This window comes from Niabella pedocola (assembly GCF_021044425.1).
Lineage (GTDB): Bacteria > Bacteroidota > Bacteroidia > Chitinophagales > Chitinophagaceae > Niabella > Niabella pedocola.
In genome coordinates this window covers 362,192-383,844 of sequence record NZ_JAJNEC010000004.1, presented here as the reverse complement: position 1 = coordinate 383,844, position 21,653 = coordinate 362,192, and the positions used below count along the sequence as shown (strand labels likewise).

At 47.4% G+C, this 21,653-nt stretch carries 20 protein-coding genes; 11 read left to right on the top strand and 9 right to left on the bottom strand.

The genetic code is table 11. From position 1 onward, the window contains the following. Positions 1-162 precede the first annotated feature (162 nt). The 4 genes from ispE to LQ567_RS05545 all read right to left on the bottom strand — a co-directional run bounded on the left by ispE (position 163) and on the right by LQ567_RS05545 (position 4,408). On the bottom strand, positions 163-990 hold the full coding sequence (gene ispE / locus LQ567_RS05560; RefSeq protein ID WP_231003123.1) for a 4-(cytidine 5'-diphospho)-2-C-methyl-D-erythritol kinase: 828 nt from the start codon (positions 988-990) through the stop codon (positions 163-165). A gap of 32 nt (positions 991-1,022) precedes the next feature. Then, entirely contained in the window at positions 1,023-1,619 is a 597-nt protein-coding gene (locus LQ567_RS05555; protein ID WP_231003122.1) for a bifunctional nuclease family protein, read from the bottom strand. A 106-nt stretch (positions 1,620-1,725) separates the two neighbouring features. Continuing rightward, entirely contained in the window at positions 1,726-3,375 is a 1,650-nt protein-coding gene (gene pgi / locus LQ567_RS05550; protein WP_231003121.1) for a glucose-6-phosphate isomerase, read from the bottom strand. A 22-nt stretch (positions 3,376-3,397) separates the two neighbouring features. After that, on the bottom strand, positions 3,398-4,408 hold the full coding sequence (locus tag LQ567_RS05545; RefSeq protein WP_231003120.1) for a threonine aldolase family protein: 1,011 nt from the start codon (positions 4,406-4,408) through the stop codon (positions 3,398-3,400). Between the two features lie 267 nt (positions 4,409-4,675). On the opposite strand from LQ567_RS05545, the gene LQ567_RS05540 reads away from it, so the two are divergent. After that, positions 4,676-5,884, top strand: a complete 1,209-nt coding sequence (locus LQ567_RS05540; protein ID WP_231003119.1) for a L,D-transpeptidase family protein — start codon at positions 4,676-4,678, stop codon at positions 5,882-5,884. Positions 5,885-5,901: 17 nt separating this feature from the next. On the opposite strand, the gene LQ567_RS05535 is transcribed toward LQ567_RS05540, so the two are convergent. Next, the gene (locus tag LQ567_RS05535) at positions 5,902-7,164 is read right to left on the bottom strand and encodes an aspartate kinase (protein WP_231003118.1); all 1,263 of its coding nucleotides are present in this window, start codon (positions 7,162-7,164) and stop codon (positions 5,902-5,904) included. 149 nt (positions 7,165-7,313) lie between these two features. On the opposite strand from LQ567_RS05535, the gene LQ567_RS05530 reads away from it, so the two are divergent. Beyond that, entirely contained in the window at positions 7,314-8,075 is a 762-nt protein-coding gene (locus LQ567_RS05530) for an ABC transporter ATP-binding protein (protein WP_231003117.1), read from the top strand. Here the strand turns inward: LQ567_RS05530 and LQ567_RS05525 are convergent. After that, entirely contained in the window at positions 8,072-9,529 is a 1,458-nt protein-coding gene (locus tag LQ567_RS05525) for an AAA family ATPase (RefSeq protein WP_231003116.1), read from the bottom strand. The genes LQ567_RS05530 and LQ567_RS05525 overlap by 4 nt on opposite strands. A 479-nt stretch (positions 9,530-10,008) precedes the next feature. Here LQ567_RS05525 and LQ567_RS05520 point away from each other — a divergent pair, with 479 nt between their 5' ends. The 5 genes from LQ567_RS05520 to LQ567_RS05500 all read left to right on the top strand — a co-directional run bounded on the left by LQ567_RS05520 (position 10,009) and on the right by LQ567_RS05500 (position 13,639). After that, entirely contained in the window at positions 10,009-10,443 is a 435-nt protein-coding gene (locus LQ567_RS05520; protein ID WP_231003115.1) for an FKBP-type peptidyl-prolyl cis-trans isomerase, read from the top strand. Between the two features lie 84 nt (positions 10,444-10,527). Then, on the top strand, positions 10,528-11,055 hold the full coding sequence (locus tag LQ567_RS05515) for a YfiT family bacillithiol transferase (RefSeq protein WP_231003114.1): 528 nt from the start codon (positions 10,528-10,530) through the stop codon (positions 11,053-11,055). Further along, the gene (locus tag LQ567_RS05510) at positions 11,052-11,603 is read left to right on the top strand and encodes an NUDIX hydrolase (protein WP_231003113.1); all 552 of its coding nucleotides are present in this window, start codon (positions 11,052-11,054) and stop codon (positions 11,601-11,603) included. Before LQ567_RS05515 ends, LQ567_RS05510 begins: the two co-directional genes overlap by 4 nt. 14 nt (positions 11,604-11,617) lie before the next feature. Further along, complete coding sequence (locus LQ567_RS05505) at positions 11,618-12,190, top strand: pyridoxine/pyridoxamine 5'-phosphate oxidase (RefSeq protein WP_231003112.1); 573 nt, start codon at positions 11,618-11,620, stop codon at positions 12,188-12,190. A 30-nt stretch (positions 12,191-12,220) separates the two neighbouring features. Next, positions 12,221-13,639 carry a DHA2 family efflux MFS transporter permease subunit gene (locus LQ567_RS05500; protein ID WP_231003111.1) on the top strand — a complete coding sequence of 473 codons (1,419 nt, stop codon included), beginning with the start codon at positions 12,221-12,223 and terminating at the stop codon, positions 13,637-13,639. Positions 13,640-13,745: 106 nt separating this feature from the next. Here the strand turns inward: LQ567_RS05500 and carA are convergent, their stop codons facing one another. From carA to LQ567_RS05485, 3 genes are all read right to left on the bottom strand, one after another. Continuing rightward, on the bottom strand, positions 13,746-14,855 hold the full coding sequence (carA, locus tag LQ567_RS05495; RefSeq protein WP_231003110.1) for a glutamine-hydrolyzing carbamoyl-phosphate synthase small subunit: 1,110 nt from the start codon (positions 14,853-14,855) through the stop codon (positions 13,746-13,748). A 77-nt stretch (positions 14,856-14,932) separates the two neighbouring features. Beyond that, complete coding sequence (locus LQ567_RS05490) at positions 14,933-15,733, bottom strand: queuosine precursor transporter (RefSeq protein ID WP_231003109.1); 801 nt, start codon at positions 15,731-15,733, stop codon at positions 14,933-14,935. Continuing rightward, positions 15,730-16,017 (bottom strand): hypothetical protein, encoded by a 288-nt coding sequence (locus LQ567_RS05485; RefSeq protein ID WP_231003108.1) that lies wholly within the window; start codon positions 16,015-16,017, stop codon positions 15,730-15,732. The genes LQ567_RS05490 and LQ567_RS05485 overlap by 4 nt, the downstream gene beginning before the upstream one ends. Positions 16,018-16,145: 128 nt before the next feature. Between LQ567_RS05485 and LQ567_RS05480 the strand changes: the two genes are divergently transcribed. Genes LQ567_RS05480 through LQ567_RS05465 form a run of 4 tightly spaced genes read left to right on the top strand, consistent with a single transcriptional unit; the run spans position 16,146 to position 21,641 of the window. Next, positions 16,146-18,650: a YfhO family protein gene (locus LQ567_RS05480; protein ID WP_231003107.1), complete on the top strand. Its 2,505-nt coding sequence runs from the start codon at positions 16,146-16,148 to the stop codon at positions 18,648-18,650. Continuing rightward, the gene (locus LQ567_RS05475) at positions 18,647-19,783 is read left to right on the top strand and encodes a glycosyltransferase family 4 protein (RefSeq protein WP_231003106.1); all 1,137 of its coding nucleotides are present in this window, start codon (positions 18,647-18,649) and stop codon (positions 19,781-19,783) included. The genes LQ567_RS05480 and LQ567_RS05475 overlap by 4 nt, the downstream gene beginning before the upstream one ends. Next, on the top strand, positions 19,780-20,466 hold the full coding sequence (locus tag LQ567_RS05470) for an NAD-dependent epimerase/dehydratase family protein (RefSeq protein ID WP_231003105.1): 687 nt from the start codon (positions 19,780-19,782) through the stop codon (positions 20,464-20,466). Before LQ567_RS05475 ends, LQ567_RS05470 begins: the two co-directional genes overlap by 4 nt. After that, entirely contained in the window at positions 20,463-21,641 is a 1,179-nt protein-coding gene (locus LQ567_RS05465) for a glycosyltransferase family 4 protein (protein WP_231003104.1), read from the top strand. Before LQ567_RS05470 ends, LQ567_RS05465 begins: the two co-directional genes overlap by 4 nt. Positions 21,642-21,653 lie beyond the last annotated feature (12 nt).

Here is a 21,653-nt window from a genome sequence, read left to right as displayed (position 1 = left end):
TGATCCATTAAAGATCCGGGAGTAACAAAAAATTTTGATGAGTATCAGAATTTGAAAAGTTGAAGATCTGAAAATGCAGTGCTCAGGATGCATTGAAAAATTGGTAATGGGGATTGGACATCCTGCGTTGGAAACGATCCGGATGCTGAAAAATCGCCGGTTCTAACGACACAATGGCTCCGCCAGGGAAAGGCACTTGACAAAATATGTTTCCGGGAACGTGATGCGGTCCGGCCGGTGTTTGAACAAGCCGAATACCGTACTGCCGGTACCCGTCATTGCAGCAAAAACAGCGCCCATGGCCAGCAACCGGGTTTTGATCGCATGCACTTCCGGATATGCTTCAAATACCAGCCGCTCAAAATCATTAGTGATCCATTGCTCCCATTGGGAAGGAGTACGGTCTGTAATGGTTTCCAGGGAATGAACAGGAGGGGCGGGGGTAATACGGCTAAAAGCCCAGGGTGTACTGATGTGCACGCCGGGGTTCACCACTGCCAGGTAATACTCCGCGAGGTTCAATGAAATGGGGTTTAGCACTTCGCCCCGCCCGGTAGCATGGCAGGGGCTGTTGAGAATAAAGAACGGGCAATCACTGCCCAGGTGCAATGCGTATTTTAATAATTGTTTTTGGGATAATTGCAGGTCAAAAAAACGGTTTAGCGCCATCAACGCTGTAGCTCCGTTGGCACTTCCGGCTCCCAGCCCGGCACCCGCCGGAATATTTTTTAACAGGTGAAAGCCTACGGGCGGAAGGTTGGGCAGGTCCTGCTTTAACAGTTGCCAGGCCTTCCATACAATGTTATGATCCTTGTTGCCGGGGATGGGTAACCCGTATAGTTGCAAGGTGGTTTCATCAGCGGGCATCAGCTCCAGCACATCATAGAGCGGGAGGGGATAAAAGACCGTTTCAAGGTCGTGAAACCCGTCAGCACGCTTGGCTGTTATGTGTAAGCCCAGATTTATTTTGCAGTTGGAGAAGAATACCACGTCACGGCGTATTAGATAGTAAAACGGCCCGGCTATTTTTGAGTCCGGCTATTGATCTCATCCCGTATCGCAATGGCCCGGATATAATCTTCATTTTCCAATACCTCATTCAGCATGGTATTGAGCTCCTCAAGGGTGAGGGTTTTCAGATCATCCCTCGACGGCTCGCTGGTGGTACCACCAACGGCTTCTTCCTTTGTTGCCTTGGGTTCTCCTTTCTCGTCCATCACAATACCCGCGGTTTCCAGTATGTGTTCATACGTATAAATGGGGCATCCGAAACGGACGGCCAGCGCAATGGCGTCGGAAGTGCGGCTGTCGATCTCTACCGTATCATGATCGGATGAACAAATAAGCTTGCTAAAAAAGATCCCTTCCTGCAGGTCGGAGATGATGATCTCGTGCAGGTCGATATTAAAGGCCACCAGGAAGTTTTTCATCAGGTCATGAGTCAGTGGCCGGCTGGGGTTCATTTTTTCAAGGGCTACCGCAATGGCCTGCGCCTCGAACCCGCCAATCACTATCGGCAAACGCCGTAACCCATTTACTTCACCCAGCACAACGGCATAGGAATGGGTTTGCGTAATGCTGTGTGATAAGGCCACAATTTCTAACTCGATTTTTTTCATATATCACCAATTCTTAAATACGGGGTATTTAGCCGACAAATATAACCTTTTTACGCTCCATAATTCCCTTTGCGGTATAAAAAACAGTGTGCAGGGGTTCCGGTCATCAACGCATTTTTTTGTATGCATTGATCAAACCGGAGGTACTGCTGTCGTGTCCCGTAACCGGTGCGTCTCCTTCAAGGGCCGGCAGGATCTTATTGGCCAGTTGTTTTCCCAGTTCCACACCCCACTGATCAAAACTGTAAATGTTCCAGATCACGCCCTGTACAAAGATCTTGTGTTCATATAACGCAATCAGCTGTCCCAGCGTATAAGGCGTGATCATTTTTACCAGAAATGAATTGGTTGGTTTATTGCCTTCAAAAACCTTAAAGGGAGCCAGGCGGTCGATTTCGGTTTTTGAAAGACCTGATTTTTTTAATTCGTCTTTTACTTCTCTCAGGGTTTTCCCGTTCATGAGGGCTTCGGTTTGTGCAAAGAAATTGCTCAATAATTTTTGATGGTGATCGCCTACCGGGTTATGGGTTTGCGCCGGCGCTATGAAATCACAGGGGATCAGGGGTGTACCCTGGTGTATGAGCTGGTAAAAGGCATGTTGTCCGTTGGTGCCGGGTTCACCCCAGATCACCGGGCCGGTTGGATAGGTTACTCTTTTCCCGTTGCGATCCACACTTTTCCCGTTGCTTTCCATATTGCCTTGCTGAAAATAAGCAGGAAAGCGGTGCAGGTACTGGTCATAGGGCAGGATGGCTTCTGTTTGCGCGTCGAAAAAGTCGGTATACCAAAGCCCCGTAAGGGCCATAATTACGGGAATATTCTGTTCGAAGGGTGCGGTTTTAAAATGTTCGTCGATATTGTAGGCGCCTTTTAAAAGTTCCTCAAAATGGTTGTAACCAATAGTGAGGGCAATGGATAAACCGATGGCAGACCATAGGGAATAACGGCCGCCTACCCAATCCCAGAACTCAAACATATTCTTCGTATCGATACCGAATTTTTTTACTTCTTTTTCATTGGTACTCAGGGCTGCGAAATGTTTGGATACCTGCCTGATGTCTTTGGCCTTTTTTAAGAACCAGTCTCTGGCCGTATGCGCATTGGTCATGGTTTCCTGGGTGGTAAAGGTTTTTGAGGCGATCAGAAAAAGTGTGGTTTCTGGATTTACTTTTTTGAGAACTTCAGTGATCTGGGTTCCGTCTACATTGGAAACGAAATAAGCTTCGATACCTTTTACCGTATAAGGCTTCAGCGCTTCAGTAACCATAAAAGGCCCCAGGTCGCTGCCTCCGATACCGATGTTCACAATGGATTTGATTTTTTTACCGGTATACCCCACATGCGCACCGCTATGCACTGCTTCGCAAAAGCGCTTCATTTTTTGTTGCACTTTACGCACCGCCGGCATTACATTTTCACCGTTGCTTAGGATAGCATCCTTTCCAAAATACCGCAACGCAATATGCAGTACGGACCGTTGTTCGGTTTGATTAATGACCGCTCCGGAAAACATGGCACGGATGGCATCCTGCAAATGCGTTTCGGCTGCCAGTTGCGTCAGTAGTTGAAGCGTTTGGTCGGTGATCCGGTTCTTGGAATAATCAAAAAGAAGGTCTTCATGACGAAGCGAATATTTTTGAAAACGTTGCGCATCGGCTGCAAACAGATCCCGCATATGCACTTGTTTCATGGTTGCTGCATGCGCGGCTAATTTTTTCCAGCTCTTGGTTTTGGACGGATTTTGGGTTGGTAACATATCTTTTTCTTTAGTCGTTTTTTTAAAGGCTCCGGATGTTGTTGGTCAACTGATGCACCATCGTTTCAGTAATATCCAGGTGCAATACAAAACGGACCCTGTCGGGGGCTACGGCATTACAACGGATCCCGTTTTCTCCGAGCCGGGCAACCAGGTTGGCGGCCGTTATTCCCTTTGTTTCAAAAATAATGATATTTGTTTCTACCGGTAAAATGTTTTCAACAAAGTGGCAATCGCGCAGTGCGCCGGCAACAACCGCTGCATGTGCATGATCGGTTTCCAGGCGCAGCACATGATGTTCCAGGGCATAGAGCCCCGCCGCAGCAAGGAAACCTGCCTGACGCATGCCGCCTCCCAGTACTTTTCGAAAACGCCTTGCCCGGGCAATAAATGTTTTACTACCCAGCAGCACACTGCCTACCGGGCAGCCCAGGCCTTTGGAAAAACAAACAGAAATACTGTCAAATAACCGGCCGTACTGCTCCGGTGTTTCTTTCCGGGCTACAAGTGCATTGAATAAACGGGCGCCGTCAAGATGAAACCCCAACTGGTGCTCTTTACAAACCTGCTGAATTTGCTGCAGGGCTTCAAAATCATAGCAGCTGCCGCCGCCCCGGTTGCTGGTATTTTCAATACATACCAGCTTGCTGGCAGATTTATGTACATCGTCCGGATTGATGGCAGCGGCCACCTGGGCTGCCGTAATGCGCCCGCGGTTACCCGGTAGTAAACGAACGGATGCGCCGGAATTAAAGGCGATACCTCCCGCCTCATACTGGTATACATGGGCATCTGCATCACAAATCACTTCGTCACCGGGCTGCGTATGGCATTTGATGGCGATCTGGTTGGTTTGGGTGCCGCTGGAGCAAAAAAGAGCTGCTTCCATATCAAATAATGCGGCGCAGCGGGTTTCCAGGTCATTTACGGTTGAATCTTCTCCAAAAACATCATCCCCTGTCTTTGCAGCCATCATGGCCTGCAGCATGCCGGGGGTAGGGCGCGTTACGGTATCTGAGCGTAGATCAATCATGGAATTCCAAAATTAGGATTTTGAAAGAACCTTCCGGCATTCAAACCGGAAATTTGCAGGAGGCCGGTAAATAAATGAAATTCAACGATGAAGGATACATTACATATTTTTTAACATAGAAAAGCTAAATTTGTAGATAATTTGTAACGTGTTATCGAAATATCTGTCTCTTTTTTTCGTTGTAAGGGCGTGGAGATGGATACCGGTGCGATGACGATTCTTTAAACAAACGGCGATTTATTATCCGGCGAATTATTTTGATTTAAAATGGCTTTAAAACTGAGAGGAAAAAAGGGATTTTTTGCATTAACAGGCATTTTTGCATTTTCAATATTCGGTGCAGCACAAACTTCTTATTCACCCGCGGCATCTTACGGGGCTTTTTTTGACGCGCAAACGAATTTGCCGCGTCCTAAAGAATCGTTTCAGAAAAAGGGCGAATATCTGAAAAGTCTGTTTAAACTGAAGGGGCTCGACTGGCCCGCAAAATATGTATACCTCCGTTCATTTAAGTACGACAGCCAGCTGGAGGTATGGGTGAAAAATTCGGCTAAAGAAGAATACAAACTTCTGAAAATTTATAAAGTATGTGCGCTGGCCGGCTCCCTGGGGCCTAAAAGGTTTGAAGGGGATTACCAGGTGCCGGAGGGGTTCTATTATATCAACGAATTCAACCCCAACAGTACGTATTATTTATCGCTGGGCCTGAATTATCCCAATCCATCTGATCGCATTCTTTCCGACCAGGCAAAGCCGGGGGGAGACATTTTTATTCACGGCGGATGTGCCACTGTGGGCTGTATCCCTATTAAAAATGACCAGATCGATGAGTTATATATTTTAACGGCCAGCGCCAAAAGTGCGGGGCTCGACTATATCCCGGTTCATATTTTCCCGATCAATTACAGTGTGAAGCGGAGCTATGAGTACCTGGGTAAGATGCTGGAAACAGATCCTTCCTACAAGGCCCTCAATGTAAAACTGGAACAGGCATTTGAATATTTTGAACAGCATAAGCAGCTGCCGGTGGTGATGACTAAAGACAACGGAGAGTATGTGATCAATGATGCACCGGCACTGGCACCCAGGTTTCTGCCGCCGCCTCCGAAAATACGTCCAAAGAATAAACATGTCTTTGTTGTAAGAAAAGTGAGCGATGTGGTACATGGTGTTTCCAAGTGGCCCGAATTCCCGGGTGGCACTTCGGCTTACGAAACATTTATACAAAAGCTGGGTAAGGACATGGTTCCTTTTTTGCCCGATAGTGTCAGCAAGGCATTTGTACAATTGGAATTTATCATCGATGCAGATGGAACCCCGGTGAACTTTAAAGTGCTGAAAGGGGGCGTGGATGAGTATTTCAACGGTGAACTGATTCACCGGATGGAAAATATGCCAAAATGGTCGCCGGCTATCTTCAACCGGTCGCCCATACCCAAAAAAATGATACAAACAATTACCGTGATCGGCGAATAATTGAATGCGATGAATGGTTAACGGTGCAGGGCACGGACATTCTTTAGCGTTTGCTGTCGCACCAGTATTTCCTTATTGCCGATATACCGGTCCAGCGCGGCTTGATTATAATGCCGGATAGTGGTAAGTGTTAACCCGGGTGTAATATGTACATCAAAGACCTCCGCTGCTGCTGATGAAAACCGGCTGATCTTTTCTTCCCAGTTATCAAAAGCAAAAATAAGACTGATCGCCCCGTTTTGGGTAAGCGTGGGCCTTAAGGAATGTTCGTTAAACCATTGGTATAGCTGATACGCATGGGCATCTCCTACAAAAGAAAAATCTTTTGTTTTTAACTCCATCATCACCTGGTTCTCTTTGATCACGATGATGGGGGGCAGATCCTTATTCATGTGATCCCGGATAACGGTTCCCGGAAGGTCTGCATCCAGGAAGCATTTTACATATAAGGGAATGTTCCTGTTTTGTAAGGGTTTAATGGTTTTGGGGTGAATGACCTGCGCTCCGTAGTAAGCCATCTCAATCACCTCGTTATAACTCAGCTCATGAATGGGTACGGCATCGGGGATCTTTTTAGGATCGGCGCTCATCACACTTTCCACATCTTTCCAGATGGTAAGACTTTCTGCGTTGAGCATGTTTGCGAAAAGAGCAGCGGAGTAATCGCTGCCTTCCCGGCCAAGGGTGGTACTTTCGTTTTCATCGGTAGCGCCGATAAACCCCTGTGTGATCACCCATTTTTTTGATTGAAGGATGGGCGCGATCTTTGTATCAATTTGCAGTTGGGTATAATCCCAGTTAATATTGGCATCTCTGAAATTATCATCGGTACGGAAAATATCTCTTACATCGATCCATTCGTTGGCAATTCCCCGTTCGGAAAGGTATGCGCTCACAATGCAGGTAGACAAAAGCTCTCCAATGCTTACTACCTGGTCATAGTAGTAATCAAATTCCCGAACCGGATGATCATGAAGCATCCATTCCACCTCGGTAAAAAAATCCTTTAATCTTGCTTCACAGGCCAGGTAATGGGTTACCAGCAGGTATTTGGCCGTGGTAATATGCTGTTTTTTTATTTCTTCAAAGAGCTGCAGGGCCTGCTCCTTTTCGTTATTGTAATAAGCCTGCACCACTTTTTCAAGTGCATTGGTGGTTTTGCCCATTGCAGAAATAACAATGACCAGGTCTTCGTCAGGGAAACGCTCCAGGATCGCTGCTATATTGGAAACCCGTTCTGCACTGTTTACGGAGGCCCCACCGAACTTATATACCTTCATTGTTTTTTTATTTGCGGACGAAGGTCGTTTTTTTTCAGGAAAACGGAATCGGAAGCAAAAAAATAAATCGAAACGCCGGTACGGCAACTGCTGTTGTTTTAGAAAAAGAATCCCCCGGGCAATTGCCAACTTATTTGTAGTTTTAGCGCATGGCTACTCCCATCATTTCGGTCAGCAATCTGGTAAAGGATTATGATCAGTTTCGCGCGGTAAAGGGCATTTCTTTTGAAGTGTATGAAGGTGAAATATTTGGTTTGCTGGGCCCGAATGGCGCAGGAAAATCAACCACGCTGGAGATTATCGAAACACTTCGGGAAAAAACAAGCGGCGATGTAGTGGTGGGCGGTTATAACCTGGACAGGGAGCCGGATGCCATTAAGGGGATCATTGGCGTACAACTTCAGGCCAGCGGATACTATCCTGGTCTGAATCTTTTACAACTGGTGGATCTTTTCGCCGGGTTGTACAACCAGCGGGTTCATGCAATGGATCTGTTAAGAACGGTGAACCTGGAGGAAAAGGCGCGGGCAAAATTCAAGGACTTGAGCGGTGGGCAGAAACAGCGGTTTTCAGTTGCCACTACGTTGATCAATAAACCCAGGGTGGTCTTTTTGGATGAACCGACTACAGGACTCGATCCACAGGCCCGGAGAAATCTTTGGGAGCTGATCCGGAAGATCAATGCAGAGGGTACTACGGTCATCATTACTACCCATTATATGGATGAGGCCGAATACCTGTGCAACAGGATCGCGATCATCGATTCCGGTGAGATCGTTGCGCTTGATACGCCCGACCAGCTAATTGATAACCTGGTAGCAACGGGTTTTGAACGCTCGAAAGAGGTGAAGAAAGCCAACCTCGAAGATGTATTTATTCAACTAACAGGAAAGCATTTACGGGAGGATTAAAGCAGTGCAACCGCCGCGTTGAATAATACATCCATCGTAAACTGATGCTGGATAAGACCGGCGTAATCAGCTGCATTTTTTACACCGAACGTGGTCATAAAACCAAGGAATACCGTTTTTTTTGTTCCTGTAGTTTCTATGAAAAGCGCCTGCTTGTTTAGTAGGGAAGCCCGGTATGATCTGGGGATCACCAATGTACTGGCAGCAAACTTCATTTCAAAAATATTAATGCAGCGGTCATTGCGGTCGATGACCAGATCGATCTGGGCGCCCTGTCGCGTAGCGCCTGGGGCCGTAGCGCGCCAGATGCTTTCCTGGGTATGAATACCGGAAATGCCCAGTGCCGCTTTTAGTTGCTCCAGGTGTTTCTGACAGATGCCCTCAAACGCATAACCACTCCAGCTTTTCCAGGAAGCGGTGTTAAACAATTTGATCCAGGTACCCTTTCCCGGGCGTTTGTTGGGCGCAATAAACTTCAGGTAAAACAGTGAGTATTCGTCGGTCAGTTTATAAATGCTGTTCTTAACGGTTTTACCAAAAGGGATATAGGATTTGATAAAACCGGATTCGGTGAGTTCATCAAGCGTTTGTGTAATGCCGCCTCCGGACGAAAGGCGGAGTGTATGAATGATCGCATTCCGTGTGAGCCCGGAGGGCTTTCCGGCAAGGGCTTTTACAATGGAGATGTGGTGCTGGGCGTTATCAAAAAGAGAGCGGTAAAGATTGCTGAACTCATTGGTCAGGTAGCTGTCTTTGGTAAAGCAAATCCGGTCGATGGCCTGTATGGCGCTTTCACCGCGCTTCACCTGTTTAAGATATTGCGGTACGCCGCCCATGGCCATATATAATTGCAGCACCTGGTACCGGTCCAGCTTAATCGCCTGCGCCCGGAAAAACTGTTCCGTTTCTGCCAGCGAAAAAGGCAGCAGCCGGATCTGCCGGGTAAGCCGGTTATGCAGGCCGCCCCTGTTGTTTACAATTTTGCGGATCATCCAGGAAGCGGCAGACCCGCAAATAATTACCACCAGGTTTTTTTGCCGCGAAGCCCAGCTGTTCCAGAAGTTCTCAAAGGCCGGCATAAAGCCGGAGCGGGGCGAATCCAGCCAGGGGAATTCATCAAAGAAAATGACTTTTTTTCTTCTGGCGATCTGCGGTTGCAGCACCCTGATGAGCTGCTGGAATGCCTGTAGCCAGGTTTCCGGTATAGCGGGTTTCTTTTTATGTTTGGGAACTGTTTGGGATAAACAATCTTTAAAGTTTTCCAATTGCTCCTGCAGGGAGGCATTGTGTAACCCGGAAATTTCAAATAGAAGCTCGTTCTCAAAAAAGCTCCGGATCAGGTAGGTTTTGCCAACCCGCCTTCTTCCATAAACGGCTACCAATTCTGCTGCCGGTGTTTTTTTAATATCGGCGAGTAGCTGGAGTTCTTCGGCTCTTCCAATGATTTCCTCCATGATTTATATTTCGCCAAAACTACAAAAAACGGGCTGTTCTGGCAGGTATAAATTTTCATAGGTTTCCCCCCGATATGGTCCATCGGGGTGCTTTATAAACGGCGTTGTTGAAACAGTTGATATGTATAGTGCCGTGTAATTAACAGTAAGCGATTGTACAGGATGATGCCGGATATCCTGCCTGTTGATTGCCGGATGATGGTATACCTTGTATATTATATCTCGCCAAAACTGAAATAAAATATGAGTTTTGGCGAGATATGATTTTATGGAAATGTCCGTAGATGATGGTTTCTGGACCGGGTACGCTGATGGGGATACGGCGCCGGAATACGCTTTTTAACCATGAAGGTCCGGTGTGTCGAACGGGTACGCCTGCACGCAGCGCATTGCCGGATGCGTATAAAACACCGTCGTGCTTTGCGCGGGATTCATTACCTTTGAGCCTATTTACTTTTATTGAAACGATACAATAAATTATGGGATTACAGGATAAACTGAAAGCATTTATGAACAATAAAATTGAAGCGCAAAAAGAAGCAGGGAAGAAATTTCTTGAAACGAATAAAAATAAGGAGGGCGTACAAACGCTTCCGGAGGGTATTCAGTATGAAGTACTCAAAGAAGGTACCGGCAAACAGCCCACCGTGCAGCAATCGGTTACGGCGCATTACCGGGGCGCCTTGCTGGACGGAACTGAGTTTGACAGTTCCTTTAAAAGAAACCAGCCGTTTTCCGCGCCGCTGAGTGCATTGATCAAGGGGTGGCAGATCGCGATACCGCTTATGAAAGAGGGCAGCCACTGGCGCCTGTGGATTCCTTCAGAGCTGGCTTATGGCGACAGGGGTGCGGGCCGCGATATTCCCGGAGGAGCTACCCTGTTATTTGAAGTAGAATTGTTACAGGTACATTGATCGCATAAATAGTTTAATACGCGTAAGCCGGAATGATCCGGAGATTTTTTGAACCGGTTACTATTGGCTGCACCACTAAAACCCATGATAGAAAATCAATATCCCATAGGACGATTTGAGCATCGGGATTTTACAGCATCTGTAAAGCAGGAATGCCTGGCTGCGATACAGTTCCTGCCCAATATGCTGGAAGCGTCCATTTCCGGATTGGATGAGCCGCAGCTGCAAACGCCTTACCGGGAGGGCGGGTGGACCGTGCATCAGCTGGTGCACCATGTGGCAGACAGTCATATAAATGCCTATACCCGTTTTAAACTGGGGTTAACGGAGGAGCAACCGGTGATAAAAGCTTACGACGAAAAAGCCTGGGCAGCGCTGGAGGATGTACGATCATTACCTGTAAACCTTTCCATCACACTGCTGTATGCATTGCATGCCCGCTGGTACGCTGCCATTAAAGATCTGGATGAGGCACAATGGGCAAGAACCGTGATACATCCGGTTACCGGCAAGCCTCTGGCATTATCCTATTACCTGCAACTGTATGCCTGGCATGGAAAACACCATGCAGCCCAGGTAAATTATTTAAGAGAAAAAAGAAAATGGCAATGATGGACTGGAAAACGCTTTCTTCGTCGTACCTGTTTAAAGATCTGTGGTTCACGGTGCGCAAGGACCGGTGCGAAACCCCCCAGGGTAAAATCGTAGATCCCTATTATGTGTATGAATTTCCTACATGGGTTACTGCTTTTGCGCTTACAGAAGATAACCAGGTGTTGCTGGAAATGCAATACAGGCACGGAATCGGGGAAACCCATTATGAAATTCCGGGTGGTTGTGTAGACGATACCGATGCCAGCCTTGAAGCGGCGGTCAAAAGAGAGTTAAAGGAGGAAACGGGCTATGAATTTACCAACTATGAATACCTGGGAAAAACCTGTGCGAACCCCTCTACAAATAATAACTGGATGCATATGTTTCTGGCAACGGGCGGAAAAAAGACCGGTGAGCAGGAGCTGGATCCCAATGAAGAGATTCACATAGAACTGGTGCCGATGGAACGCTTCAAGGAAATGTTCCGGACCAACCAGTTCATACAATCCATGCATGTAACCTGTATGCTTTATGCGTTACAGCGTCTCGGTGAATTAAAGGTTTGATTAAAATAAATACGATGAATCCACTGGAACTTTTTGACCGCTGGTACCAGGAGGAAAACATGGTTTCCGGCGCAACGCTTCCCGGCGCATGTTGTTTAACAACACGGGGACTGGACGGTTTCCCGAACGGCCGGTTTGTTTCGCTGAAGGAGGTGAAAGAGGGCAGCTTTATTATTACAGGTCCAACAAATGCCCGGAAAGGGCAGGAGATTGCAGCGGATAATAAGGTGGGGTTGACTTTTTGGTGGCCGGTTACCGGAAGGCAGGTGCGGATACAGGGTATTGCAACGCCTGTTTCTGCGGAAGCAGCAGATCGCTACTTTGCTGAAAGGGACGAAGCGGCCAGGGTAGTATCAGTGATGTGTACACAGGGAACGCCGGTGGATGATTATGATCAGATGGTAGCGCGGTTTCAACAGGTATTGGAGGAGGGTGCGGTTGGAAAGGAACGGCCTGAAAATTGGGGCGGGTATGCGATCGCCCCGGTACGGATCGAGCTGATGATCTTTTCCGCAACCCGTTTACATGATCGCAACTATTTTGAAATGCGCGATGGCCGGTGGGTGCATCAGAAATTGCAGCCTTAAAAAAGTTCCACAACGATAAAACCGTATGTTTTGGAAACAGAAAATTCGCCCGTTGTTTATCGCTATCTGCCGTGGATAGCGGCCCTTGCGATCTTTATGCAATCGCTGGACGGTACCATTTTGAATACGGCCCTGCCTTCTATTGCCGCTGATTTGCACCGCTCGCCCTTAAATATGCAGTCCATCATTGTGAGCTATGTGCTCATCCTGGCGCTGCTGATCCCGTTGAGCGGATGGATGTCGGATCATTTTGGTTCCAGGAAGATTTTTATCTGGGCGGTGGGGTTATTTACCCTCGGTTCGCTGCTCAGTGCGCTTTCTACCAGCCTGGCTGCATTGATCTTTTCCCGCGTGGTACAGGCTGTTGGCGGTTCCATGATGGTGCCGGTGGCAAGATTGGCGATTCTTTATACCTATTCAAAAGACAAACTGCTGGGGGTGATCAATTTTATAACCATACCCGGGTTGGTAGGACCCATTGTTGGGCCCACGCTGGGCGGATGGCTGGTGGATGTGGCCAGCTGGCATTGGATTTTTTTAATCAATATCCCCGTTGGAATCATGGGTATGGCTTTTGCGTGGAAGGTGATGCCCAATTATATCTACCGGGGAAAGCCTTTCGATACATTGGGGATGCTGCTTTTTGGAGGCTCCCTGGTCTGTATTACGGTAGCAATAGAACTGGGATCAGAAAAACTGGTAGAAGGGTGGTACCTGATCGGCGTTGCGGTACTGGGTATTGCATTGATGCATGCATATTACCGGCATTTTAAAAAACAAAAATATCCGCTGATTGATCTTCACCTTATCCGGATCCGCACATTACGCATCGGTGTTTTCGGCAACCTGCTCACCCGCCTGGGAATTGGTGGCATGCCCCTGTTGCTGCCCCTGTTTTTTCAGGTGGGTTTTGGACATACGGCGATGGTTTCCGGTATGATGCTGATCCCTTCCGCCATTACAACCATTATGGTAAAACCCTGGGTGGTACCTATTGTAAGGCGTTTTGGATATAAGAAAACACTGATCGTAAATACCATGCTCATTGCTACGGTAATTATGCTTTTTTCAATTCCCAACGCCCATACCCCGTTGCCATTGTTAATTCCCTGCCTGGTATTGTTTGGGGCTGTAAATTCCATTCAAATGGCCACCATGAATACACTTGCCTTATCGGATCTGAACAATGAAAATGCCAGCATGGGCAACAGCCTGCTTTTGGTAATGCAGCAGTTGTCCATAAGCCTGGGTGTGTCTGTGGGCGCCTATCTTTTATCAAAGTATGGAAGTGCTTCCTGGATCCGGTCGGGCGACGCGGTTACCGTTTTCCGGTATACGTTTCTGACAATGGGTGGCATTACGGCGTTGGCCGGACTGATCTTTTTCCGGCTAAAGGCAACAGATGGCAGTATGCTGGCAGGCAGGGAGGGTGGCGGCACGGCATCCTGACACGGATCGTAAACAGATCGGGCTGTTATCAAACATGCCGCCTAGAGCGGGTTAAAAAATGCTTCCTGTATAAACAAAAACGCCCCGTTTCCGGAGCGTTTCTGTGTTAATTATTTTTCGACTGTTTGATCAGATTGATAAAATCATCAAAAAGGTACCGGGAGTCGTAGGGGCCGGGCGTACTTTCCGGATGGTATTGCACCGAAAAAGCCGGTTTGTCTTTGATCCGGATGCCTTCGATGGATTGGTCGTTCAGGTTCACATGCGTGATCTCTACCAGTTCTGAAGCCTTCACGGATTCCGGATCTACACCAAAACCATGATTTTGGGTGGTGATTTCTGATCTGCCGGTAAGTAAGTTTTTTACCGGGTGATTCAGCCCGCGGTGTCCATGGTGCATTTTAAAGGTAGCAATACCATTGGCCAATGCCAGGAGCTGGTGTCCCAGGCAAATGCCAAACATGGGTTTGCCTTCGTTCAGGATCTGTTTCAGCTGTTCTACCGCATAGTCCATCGCAGCCGGATCGCCGGGACCATTGGAGATAAAATATCCGTCAGGATTAAATGCCTTTACTTCGTCCAACGGGGTTTTGGCCGGAAACACCTTTACAAAGGCCCCGCGGTCGGTCATACATTTAATGATATTGCGTTTGATGCCATAGTCCATTACCGCGATGCGGATCCCCGATTGCGGATCGCCGGCTTCATAAACCTCCCGGGTGCTTACCTTAGAGGCCAGTTCCAGCCCGTCCATAGAAGGAACTTCGGCAAGCCGTTTTTTCAATGCTTCCACATCAAAGATCTCCGAGGAAATAATACAGTTCATTGCCCCTTTGGTACGCACATGTGCTACCAGGGCACGAGTATCAACGTCGTGAATGGAAACAATATTGTGTTGTTTCAGGTAAGCATCCAATGAACCGCTGGCTCTTTTGCGTGAATAATTTTCATTCAGGTTCTTGGCAATTACGCCCAGGATCTTTACACTGTCCGATTCTACGTCTTCATCGATTACCCCATAATTACCCACATGTACGGCATTCATGATCACGATCTGCCCATAATAACTGGGGTCTGTAAAAACTTCCTGGTATCCGGTCATACCGGTATTAAAGCAAATTTCGCCGGTAGTAGTGCCAATGGCGCCAAAGGCCTTGCCGGAACAAATGGTTCCGTCTTCTAGTAATAAAATTGCTGGGGATTGATTATCAGACATTTATATTTATTATAAATTTAAAAAATCACGCGAAGATAAAAGAAAATTTCTGATTTCAGACGCATAATTTTTCATTTTTACAATCCCTTCGCCATAGCATCCTGTTTCATCTGCGCGGCAAGATCGCGCCCCAGGTATTTTTCAATGGCATTGTGCACCCAATAGATCACCGGTGTCATAATGACGGCTATGATGAATTTATAAATATAATTGCCTACACAAATACTCAGCACCAGCACCAGGCTCCAGGGCTCGCCCTGGTTAGTTGAAACCCGCGGCCCGATATAAAACGCAATAAAGAGCACCAGGAAGCTGTCGATCAGTTGCGAAACCAGTGTAGAACCTGTGGCACGAAGCCAGATGGCTTTTTCGCCGGTGATCTTTTTAATACGGTGAAAGACGGCTACGTCCAGGATCTGTCCCAGTAAAAAAGCACTAAGCGACCCGATAATGATCCAGGATCCCTGGCCCAGCATTACCCGGTACGCATGATCGGCATTGGGCACATTGTTTTTGGTATAATTAGACACCCAGAAATCTGCGGGCGTAAGCACAATAGCACCCTGGAACATCAGAAAGGTATAACCGATGAGCCCTGCGGCAAGAAACGACAGGAAACGGACACCTTTCATGCCGTAGTATTCATTGATGATGTCTGTCATAATAAATACAACAGGCCACAACAGTACACCCGCTGTCAGGTTAAAGGAAAATGTGTTGCCAAAAAGGTTCAGGTTAAAAGGCGAGATCCCGATCGTTTTTTCCAGGGAGAAGATCTTAACCCCGATTACTTCGGCGATAATGGCATTGGCCACAAAAAAACATCCCAGCAGTATGAAAAGCCGGGTCGGTTTATTTTTAGTAATAGTATGGATCATTCAACAAAGAATATGTATACAAAAATAAGCAGGAGGCAGGCAATATTAAAAAGAATCAGCCACCGCGGAACAATGGTGCCGGGCTTTTTTCCCGCGATCCAGCAAATAAGGTAAATCAGGTTAACAAGGGGCAGGATGATCATTCCCAGCACATATCCCGAGGTGATAATGGCACTGCTGATCGTTTCCCCTTTGTTCCATTCATTAAAAAGGAGTGAAAGTGCCAGGATCACCATAACACCGCATAAAAACGCCACTCTCGATAAAAATATTAACCAACGCATAAGCCGATTTCTTGTAAAATAGCATTATTTTGCCCAAATATATGCCAGGTTTTTGGTTTATCATGATGGTATACAACTTCATAGAACAACCGGTAAGCCATTGATACCTGCTAATAAACAAGGAAGAAATGAAAAATAATTGGGTCAAAAAAGTTGTTCCACATCTGATTGCTGTTGTCATTTTTATTGTGGTATCGCTCATATTCTGCAAGCCGGTTTTAGAAGGCAATGTATTGAGCCAGCATGATATTGTAGGATGGAAGGGGGCGGCACAAAATGCCTTTGATGTAAAGGCAAAAACCGGGAAGGCACCTCTCTGGAATACGGCACTTTTTAGCGGGATGCCCAATTACCAGATCTATATGGAGGGGAAATCGGTACTGCCCGACCTTACAAAAATCTTTGGACTGGGACTGCCCAACCCGGCCAATTTCCTGTTTATTGCCTGTGTATGCTTTTATATCCTGGCCCTGGCTATGGGACTGAATCCGCTGACCGCAGTGCTGGGTTCCCTGGCTTATGGGTTCGCTACGTATAACCCGGTGATCCTCCAGGCGGGGCATGAAACCAAGATGTATGCGATCGGCTTTATGCCGCTGTTGCTGGCGGGTTTGCTGCTCATCTTCCATAAACGTTACTGGATCGGTTTGGCGGTGGCCACCCTGGGCGCTTACCAGGAACTGATGTCGAACCATCCGCAGATCAATTACTACTTTTTTATCATCGCTGCTTTTGTAACCCTCTTTTACCTGGTGAAATGGATCCGTCAAAAGGATTTTAAACACATCGGCATTACCATTGTGCTAAGCGGAGTGGCCGCCCTGGTAGGGTTGGGGGCGTATTACCTGAGTTATGCAGCCACAAAAGAATACACGGAGTTCACCATGCGGGGTGGCAAATCTGTAGAGATACAGGGCGACAAAGTGGTTAATACCAAAACCTCGGGACTGGATGAGAGCTACGCGTTTTCTTATAGTATGCGGATGCAGGAACCATTGGTGTTATTAATGCCCAAGGCGGTAGGTGGTGCCAGTATCGGAGACGGTACTACAGTGATCGGTGAAGATTCCAAGGTGATTGAAAAATTGTCGGAGCAGGGAGTACCGGCACAAACCGCTGCGCAGCTGGCCAATTTACCCATTTACTGGGGCGGCATGATCAACGCCAATGAGGTAGGAACCAATGGCCCGCCCTATGTAGGCGCCATTATTTGTTTACTGGCATTGATCGGTTTTGTAATTGTAAAAGGACCGCTAAAATGGGGGCTTTTAGCGGCAACGGTGTTAGGTATCATTATGAGCTGGGGAAGCTTTTTCCCGGGTGTAAATCTGTTCCTGTTACACAACCTGCCCTTGTATAATAAGTTCAGGGCGCCCTCCATGGCCCTGGTGATTCCACAGTTGACGTTGGCCGTGATGGCGGTTGTTACCGTACAAAAACTGTTTTTTTCAGCGGATGGAAAGGATGTATTAAAACAGCATTTCAAACAGATCCTGTACGTCTTGGGAGGGTTGGTAGGATTGATCATCCTGATATACCTGGGACAAAGCTATACGCCGGGTCTGGCAGAAACCATGCTGACCGGCGGAGGCTTTGATAAGTCAAACCCTAGCCTGTATCCTGCGGTATTAGCGGGCCTGAAGGCCGACCGGCAGTCCCTGTTTGGCGGACAGTTATTACGCACGCTGGTCTTTATAGCATTGTTGTTGGGCGTGCTTTATTTCTATCTTAAAAATACACTGAAGCCTGCTATCGCAACGGTTATTTTGGGCCTGGTTGTGTTTATAGACCTGTGGTCGGTGGATAAAAAATACCTGCCGGATGAAATGTATGTTCCTAAAGACAGTGGCGACACAATGGCGTTTGCAAAAACACCAGCCGATGAGCAGATCCTCCAGGATAAGGATCCGCATTTCCGGGTGCTGAATTTTGCAGAAGGAATGAATGGGAATCATACTGCATATTATCATCGGTCTGTATTGGGGTATCATGCCGCTAAACTGCGTATTTACCAGGATGTAATTGAACGGTATTTCAGCGCTGGTCAGCCTTCGCAGGAGTTGTTGAACGCCTTGAATACAAAATATATTATTACGCAGAACGAGCAGGGGCAACTGGTAACCATTCCCAACCCCGATGCGTATGGCGCTGCCTGGTTTGTAAAAGGACTGAAACCGGAGGCGGATGCGGCAAGTGAACTGCAGGCTCTTGGCAGCACACACCTGAAAGATACCGCAGTGGTGCCGCAGGCCGCGGTAGCTGCCATCGGTGCCATACAGGCCGATACCACCGCCCGCATCTCGCTTACAAAGTATACCAATGATGAAATAGAGTACACCACCACCAGTAATGCACCCCAGTTTGCCGTTTTCAGCGAAGTGTATTACCCGGCCGGCTGGAAGGCAACCATCGATGGAAAAGATGCGGCGATCATTAAAACCAATTATTTTATGCGCGGTGTAGTGGTTCCCGCAGGAAAACATACGGTAAAACTGGCGTTTGAACCAGAAACCGTTAAAAAGGGTATTACCGTTTCATATATCAGCTCTATCCTGGTGGTAATACTGGTGCTGGGTGGTTTTGGCATGCAGTGGTGGGTGGACCGTAAAACGAAAAATACAACAGCGGCTTGATAAAGATAGCTTCCTTGGTTCCGTATAAGATCGTTCCCCCGGTAACAGGGGGGGAAAAGGGGGTTTACTATTTTTTAAAAAATCTTGCCGCATTTGGAGACCTGAGCTGTTTTACGGTTGTTGAAAACGGGTCACTAAGCACATTGTTCCATACCATTCCCGTATTGGGAAGCAGCCGGAACCAATTCCGGTATATAAACCCGCTGCTGTTTTTCAGGCTGCGGCGTTTGTTGAGGGAAAGGGGGATCCGCTATCTGATGCTGGAACATCCCTATTTTGGATGGCTGGGGATCCTGCTCCAACGGCTGGCCGGAATCAAACTGATCGTTCACTCGCACAATATTGAGGCATTTCGTTTCAAAGACCTGAAAAAATGGTGGTGGAAATGCTTGTTCTGGTATGAAAAAAAGGTACACCAGCTGGCAGACCTGAACTTCTTTATTTCTCCCGAGGATCGCAGCTTTGCAATTCAGCAATACCAGCTGGCGCCGGAAAAATGTGCTGTGATGCCTTATGGCATAGAGCTGGCGCATGTTTCTTCCGAAACGAAACAGGCCGCCAGGCGCGTTTTGTGTAAAGCATTGGATCTGGATCCGGATACCCGCCTGGTGCTTTTTAACGGCACGCTTAGTTATCCCCCCAACCTGGATGCCGTACTGACTATTTTAAGATCCATAAATCCGTTATTTAAACAGCAGTATTCAAAACCGTATAAGATCCTGATTTGCGGAAAAGGTCTTCCGGACGCTCTTTTACAGGAAATGAAAGAACAGGAGACGCAGCATATCCTGTATCAGGGGTTTGTGGAAGACATCCAGCTTTACTTTTCAGCTGCTGATCTGTTTATTAATCCTGTGGCAGACGGGGGCGGAATAAAAACCAAGCTGGTGGAAGCCCTGGGCAGCAACACGCCCGCGGTGTCCTATAAAAAAGGAGCGTTCGGCGTGCCCGAGGCGTTGACCGGTGCCCATCTCCGGGTGGTTGCGGATAACGATAACTCACAATTCGTTAAGGAAATGATAGCGGTACTGGAAGCACAAAACAGCAGCATACCGGAGTCGTTTTATGCGTATTTTCGCTGGGACAAAATTGCACGGCGGGCAATGGACACAATTGAAAAGACGAAGGTATGATTATAGGAAATGGCATGATCGCGAAGCGGTTTTCAGATTATCAGCAGCAGGATGACTTTGTGGTGTTCGCTTCCGGCGTGTCTAATTCAAAAAGTCAGCGCGACGCAGATTATGCCCGTGAAATGGATTTGTTGCAGGCAACCCTGGCAGCGCATAAGGAGAAACATTTTGTATACTTCAGCACCTGCAGCATTTACGATCCTACTGAAGCAGCCAGCCATTATGTACAGCATAAGCAGCGGGTGGAGGCGTATATCCGCCAGCATGCGGAAACATTTCATATTTTTCGCGTTTCAAATGTAGTGGGTGCATCGGGGAACCCTAATACCATTTTTAATTACTACATCAATCATATACGGGCCCATACCAACTTTGATATATGGATGCATGCCTCCCGTAACCTGATCGATATCGATGATGTATTTGCATTGGTGGATCAAATCCTCAAACAGGGGGTGTATCAGAATGGGATTACCAATATCGCTAATAAAAAAAGTTATGATGTCTTATCTGTTGTAAAGGCCATTGAGCAGTTTTTGCAACAGGAAGGAAGTTATACGCTGGTGGAGAGAGGCAGTTCATTTGAAATTGATGTGTCGGCGATCACCGGTATAGCGCAGGCACTGCAGATCGATTTCGGGCCGGATTACCTGTTACGGCTATTACAAAAATATTTCGGATGAGCAAGTATCAAGCCGCCTTACGGAAGAAGCGAACGGAGCTGGTGCTGATGTATCCTTTTGTGCTCCTGGGAAAGATTGCCGGATATTTTTTCCCGTTGAAGACGCAGCACCGGCATTTTTTGTTTTTCCCAAGCGCCGATATCGGCGGATCTGTAAAAGTGAATGCGGAGATCACCGAATGCATCGCAAAAGAAAAACCCCTGATCATTTTTAGCAAGAAGCCCCGGAATAATAAATTCCTGCCCATGTTTCAGCAGGAGGGCGTGCGCATCCTTGACCTGCACCGGTACATCGATTACAAGTGGTATCATTTTGTAAACTTTTTTTTCCGCGGCGTGCTGTCCACCTGGATCAACCGGGCGGAGCAACCGGTAGTTTTTGGAGGGGAATCGCTTTTTTTCTATAAGATCATCCCGCATGTTAAAAAAGGTACACGGCGGATAGAGCTTTGTCATCTGAATACCTGGTTTCCTTTTTCGCTGGGTTTTATTGATGACATGGACCAACGTATTTTTAGTACGCCCAAAATAAAACGGGATGTGGAACGGCAGTATGCTGAGAATCATTTGCCTCAAAAATATTACGACCGGCTGCTTTTTATCGACAATAAAATTGATATACCTCCGTTACAGCCGATGAATACGGCGCCACCGCTGCAGGTATTATTTGTGGGCCGGGGTGCGCCTCAGAAAAGAGTGCACCTGATCGCCGCAATTGCAAAAGCTATGCATCAGGCAGATGAAGCGGTACATTTTTCCTTTGTGGGAGATGTAGACGCCATTCTTTCCCCGGAGGTTAAGGAATATTGTACGTTATACGGACAAATCACTGATGCGGCGGCATTACATAAAGTGTACCGGCAGTCAGATGTACTGATCCTGACTTCGGCCTACGAAGGACTTCCGCTGGTGGTAATGGATATGATGGCCAGGGCAAAAGTCGTACTGTCGACAAATGTTGACGGTATCCCGGATTACATTACCGATAAAGAAAACGGTTTGCTGATCACCGAAACGACAGAGGCGGGTATCGTGGAGCAGGGGGTACAGCTGTTGACATGGCTGATCCGTCATCCGGAGGAACGCGGGCGCATCGGTACCAACGCATATACCTATACAAAGGCACATTTTAGCAAGGAAGTGTTTGATGCCGCCTATAAACAGCTGCTTTTATAACTACCGGTATCG

Excerpts from the sequence above, each read along its gene's own strand:
- LQ567_RS05555 (WP_231003122.1), bottom strand. The coding sequence starts at position 1,619 with ATGAAAAAAATCGAGTTAGAAATTGTGGCCTTATCACACAGCATTACG.
- pgi (WP_231003121.1), bottom strand. The coding sequence starts at position 3,375 with ATGTTACCAACCCAAAATCCGTCCAAAACCAAGAGCTGGAAAAAATTA.
- LQ567_RS05545 (WP_231003120.1), bottom strand. The coding sequence starts at position 4,408 with ATGATTGATCTACGCTCAGATACCGTAACGCGCCCTACCCCCGGCATG.
- LQ567_RS05540 (WP_231003119.1), top strand. The coding sequence starts at position 4,676 with ATGGCTTTAAAACTGAGAGGAAAAAAGGGATTTTTTGCATTAACAGGC.
- LQ567_RS05535 (WP_231003118.1), bottom strand. The coding sequence starts at position 7,164 with ATGAAGGTATATAAGTTCGGTGGGGCCTCCGTAAACAGTGCAGAACGG.
- LQ567_RS05530 (WP_231003117.1), top strand. The coding sequence starts at position 7,314 with ATGGCTACTCCCATCATTTCGGTCAGCAATCTGGTAAAGGATTATGAT.
- LQ567_RS05525 (WP_231003116.1), bottom strand. The coding sequence starts at position 9,529 with ATGGAGGAAATCATTGGAAGAGCCGAAGAACTCCAGCTACTCGCCGAT.
- LQ567_RS05520 (WP_231003115.1), top strand. The coding sequence starts at position 10,009 with ATGGGATTACAGGATAAACTGAAAGCATTTATGAACAATAAAATTGAA.
- LQ567_RS05515 (WP_231003114.1), top strand. The coding sequence starts at position 10,528 with ATGATAGAAAATCAATATCCCATAGGACGATTTGAGCATCGGGATTTT.
- LQ567_RS05510 (WP_231003113.1), top strand. The coding sequence starts at position 11,052 with ATGATGGACTGGAAAACGCTTTCTTCGTCGTACCTGTTTAAAGATCTG.
- LQ567_RS05505 (WP_231003112.1), top strand. The coding sequence starts at position 11,618 with ATGAATCCACTGGAACTTTTTGACCGCTGGTACCAGGAGGAAAACATG.
- carA (WP_231003110.1), bottom strand. The coding sequence starts at position 14,855 with ATGTCTGATAATCAATCCCCAGCAATTTTATTACTAGAAGACGGAACC.
- LQ567_RS05490 (WP_231003109.1), bottom strand. The coding sequence starts at position 15,733 with ATGATCCATACTATTACTAAAAATAAACCGACCCGGCTTTTCATACTG.
- LQ567_RS05485 (WP_231003108.1), bottom strand. The coding sequence starts at position 16,017 with ATGCGTTGGTTAATATTTTTATCGAGAGTGGCGTTTTTATGCGGTGTT.
- LQ567_RS05480 (WP_231003107.1), top strand. The coding sequence starts at position 16,146 with ATGAAAAATAATTGGGTCAAAAAAGTTGTTCCACATCTGATTGCTGTT.
- LQ567_RS05470 (WP_231003105.1), top strand. The coding sequence starts at position 19,780 with ATGATTATAGGAAATGGCATGATCGCGAAGCGGTTTTCAGATTATCAG.
- LQ567_RS05465 (WP_231003104.1), top strand. The coding sequence starts at position 20,463 with ATGAGCAAGTATCAAGCCGCCTTACGGAAGAAGCGAACGGAGCTGGTG.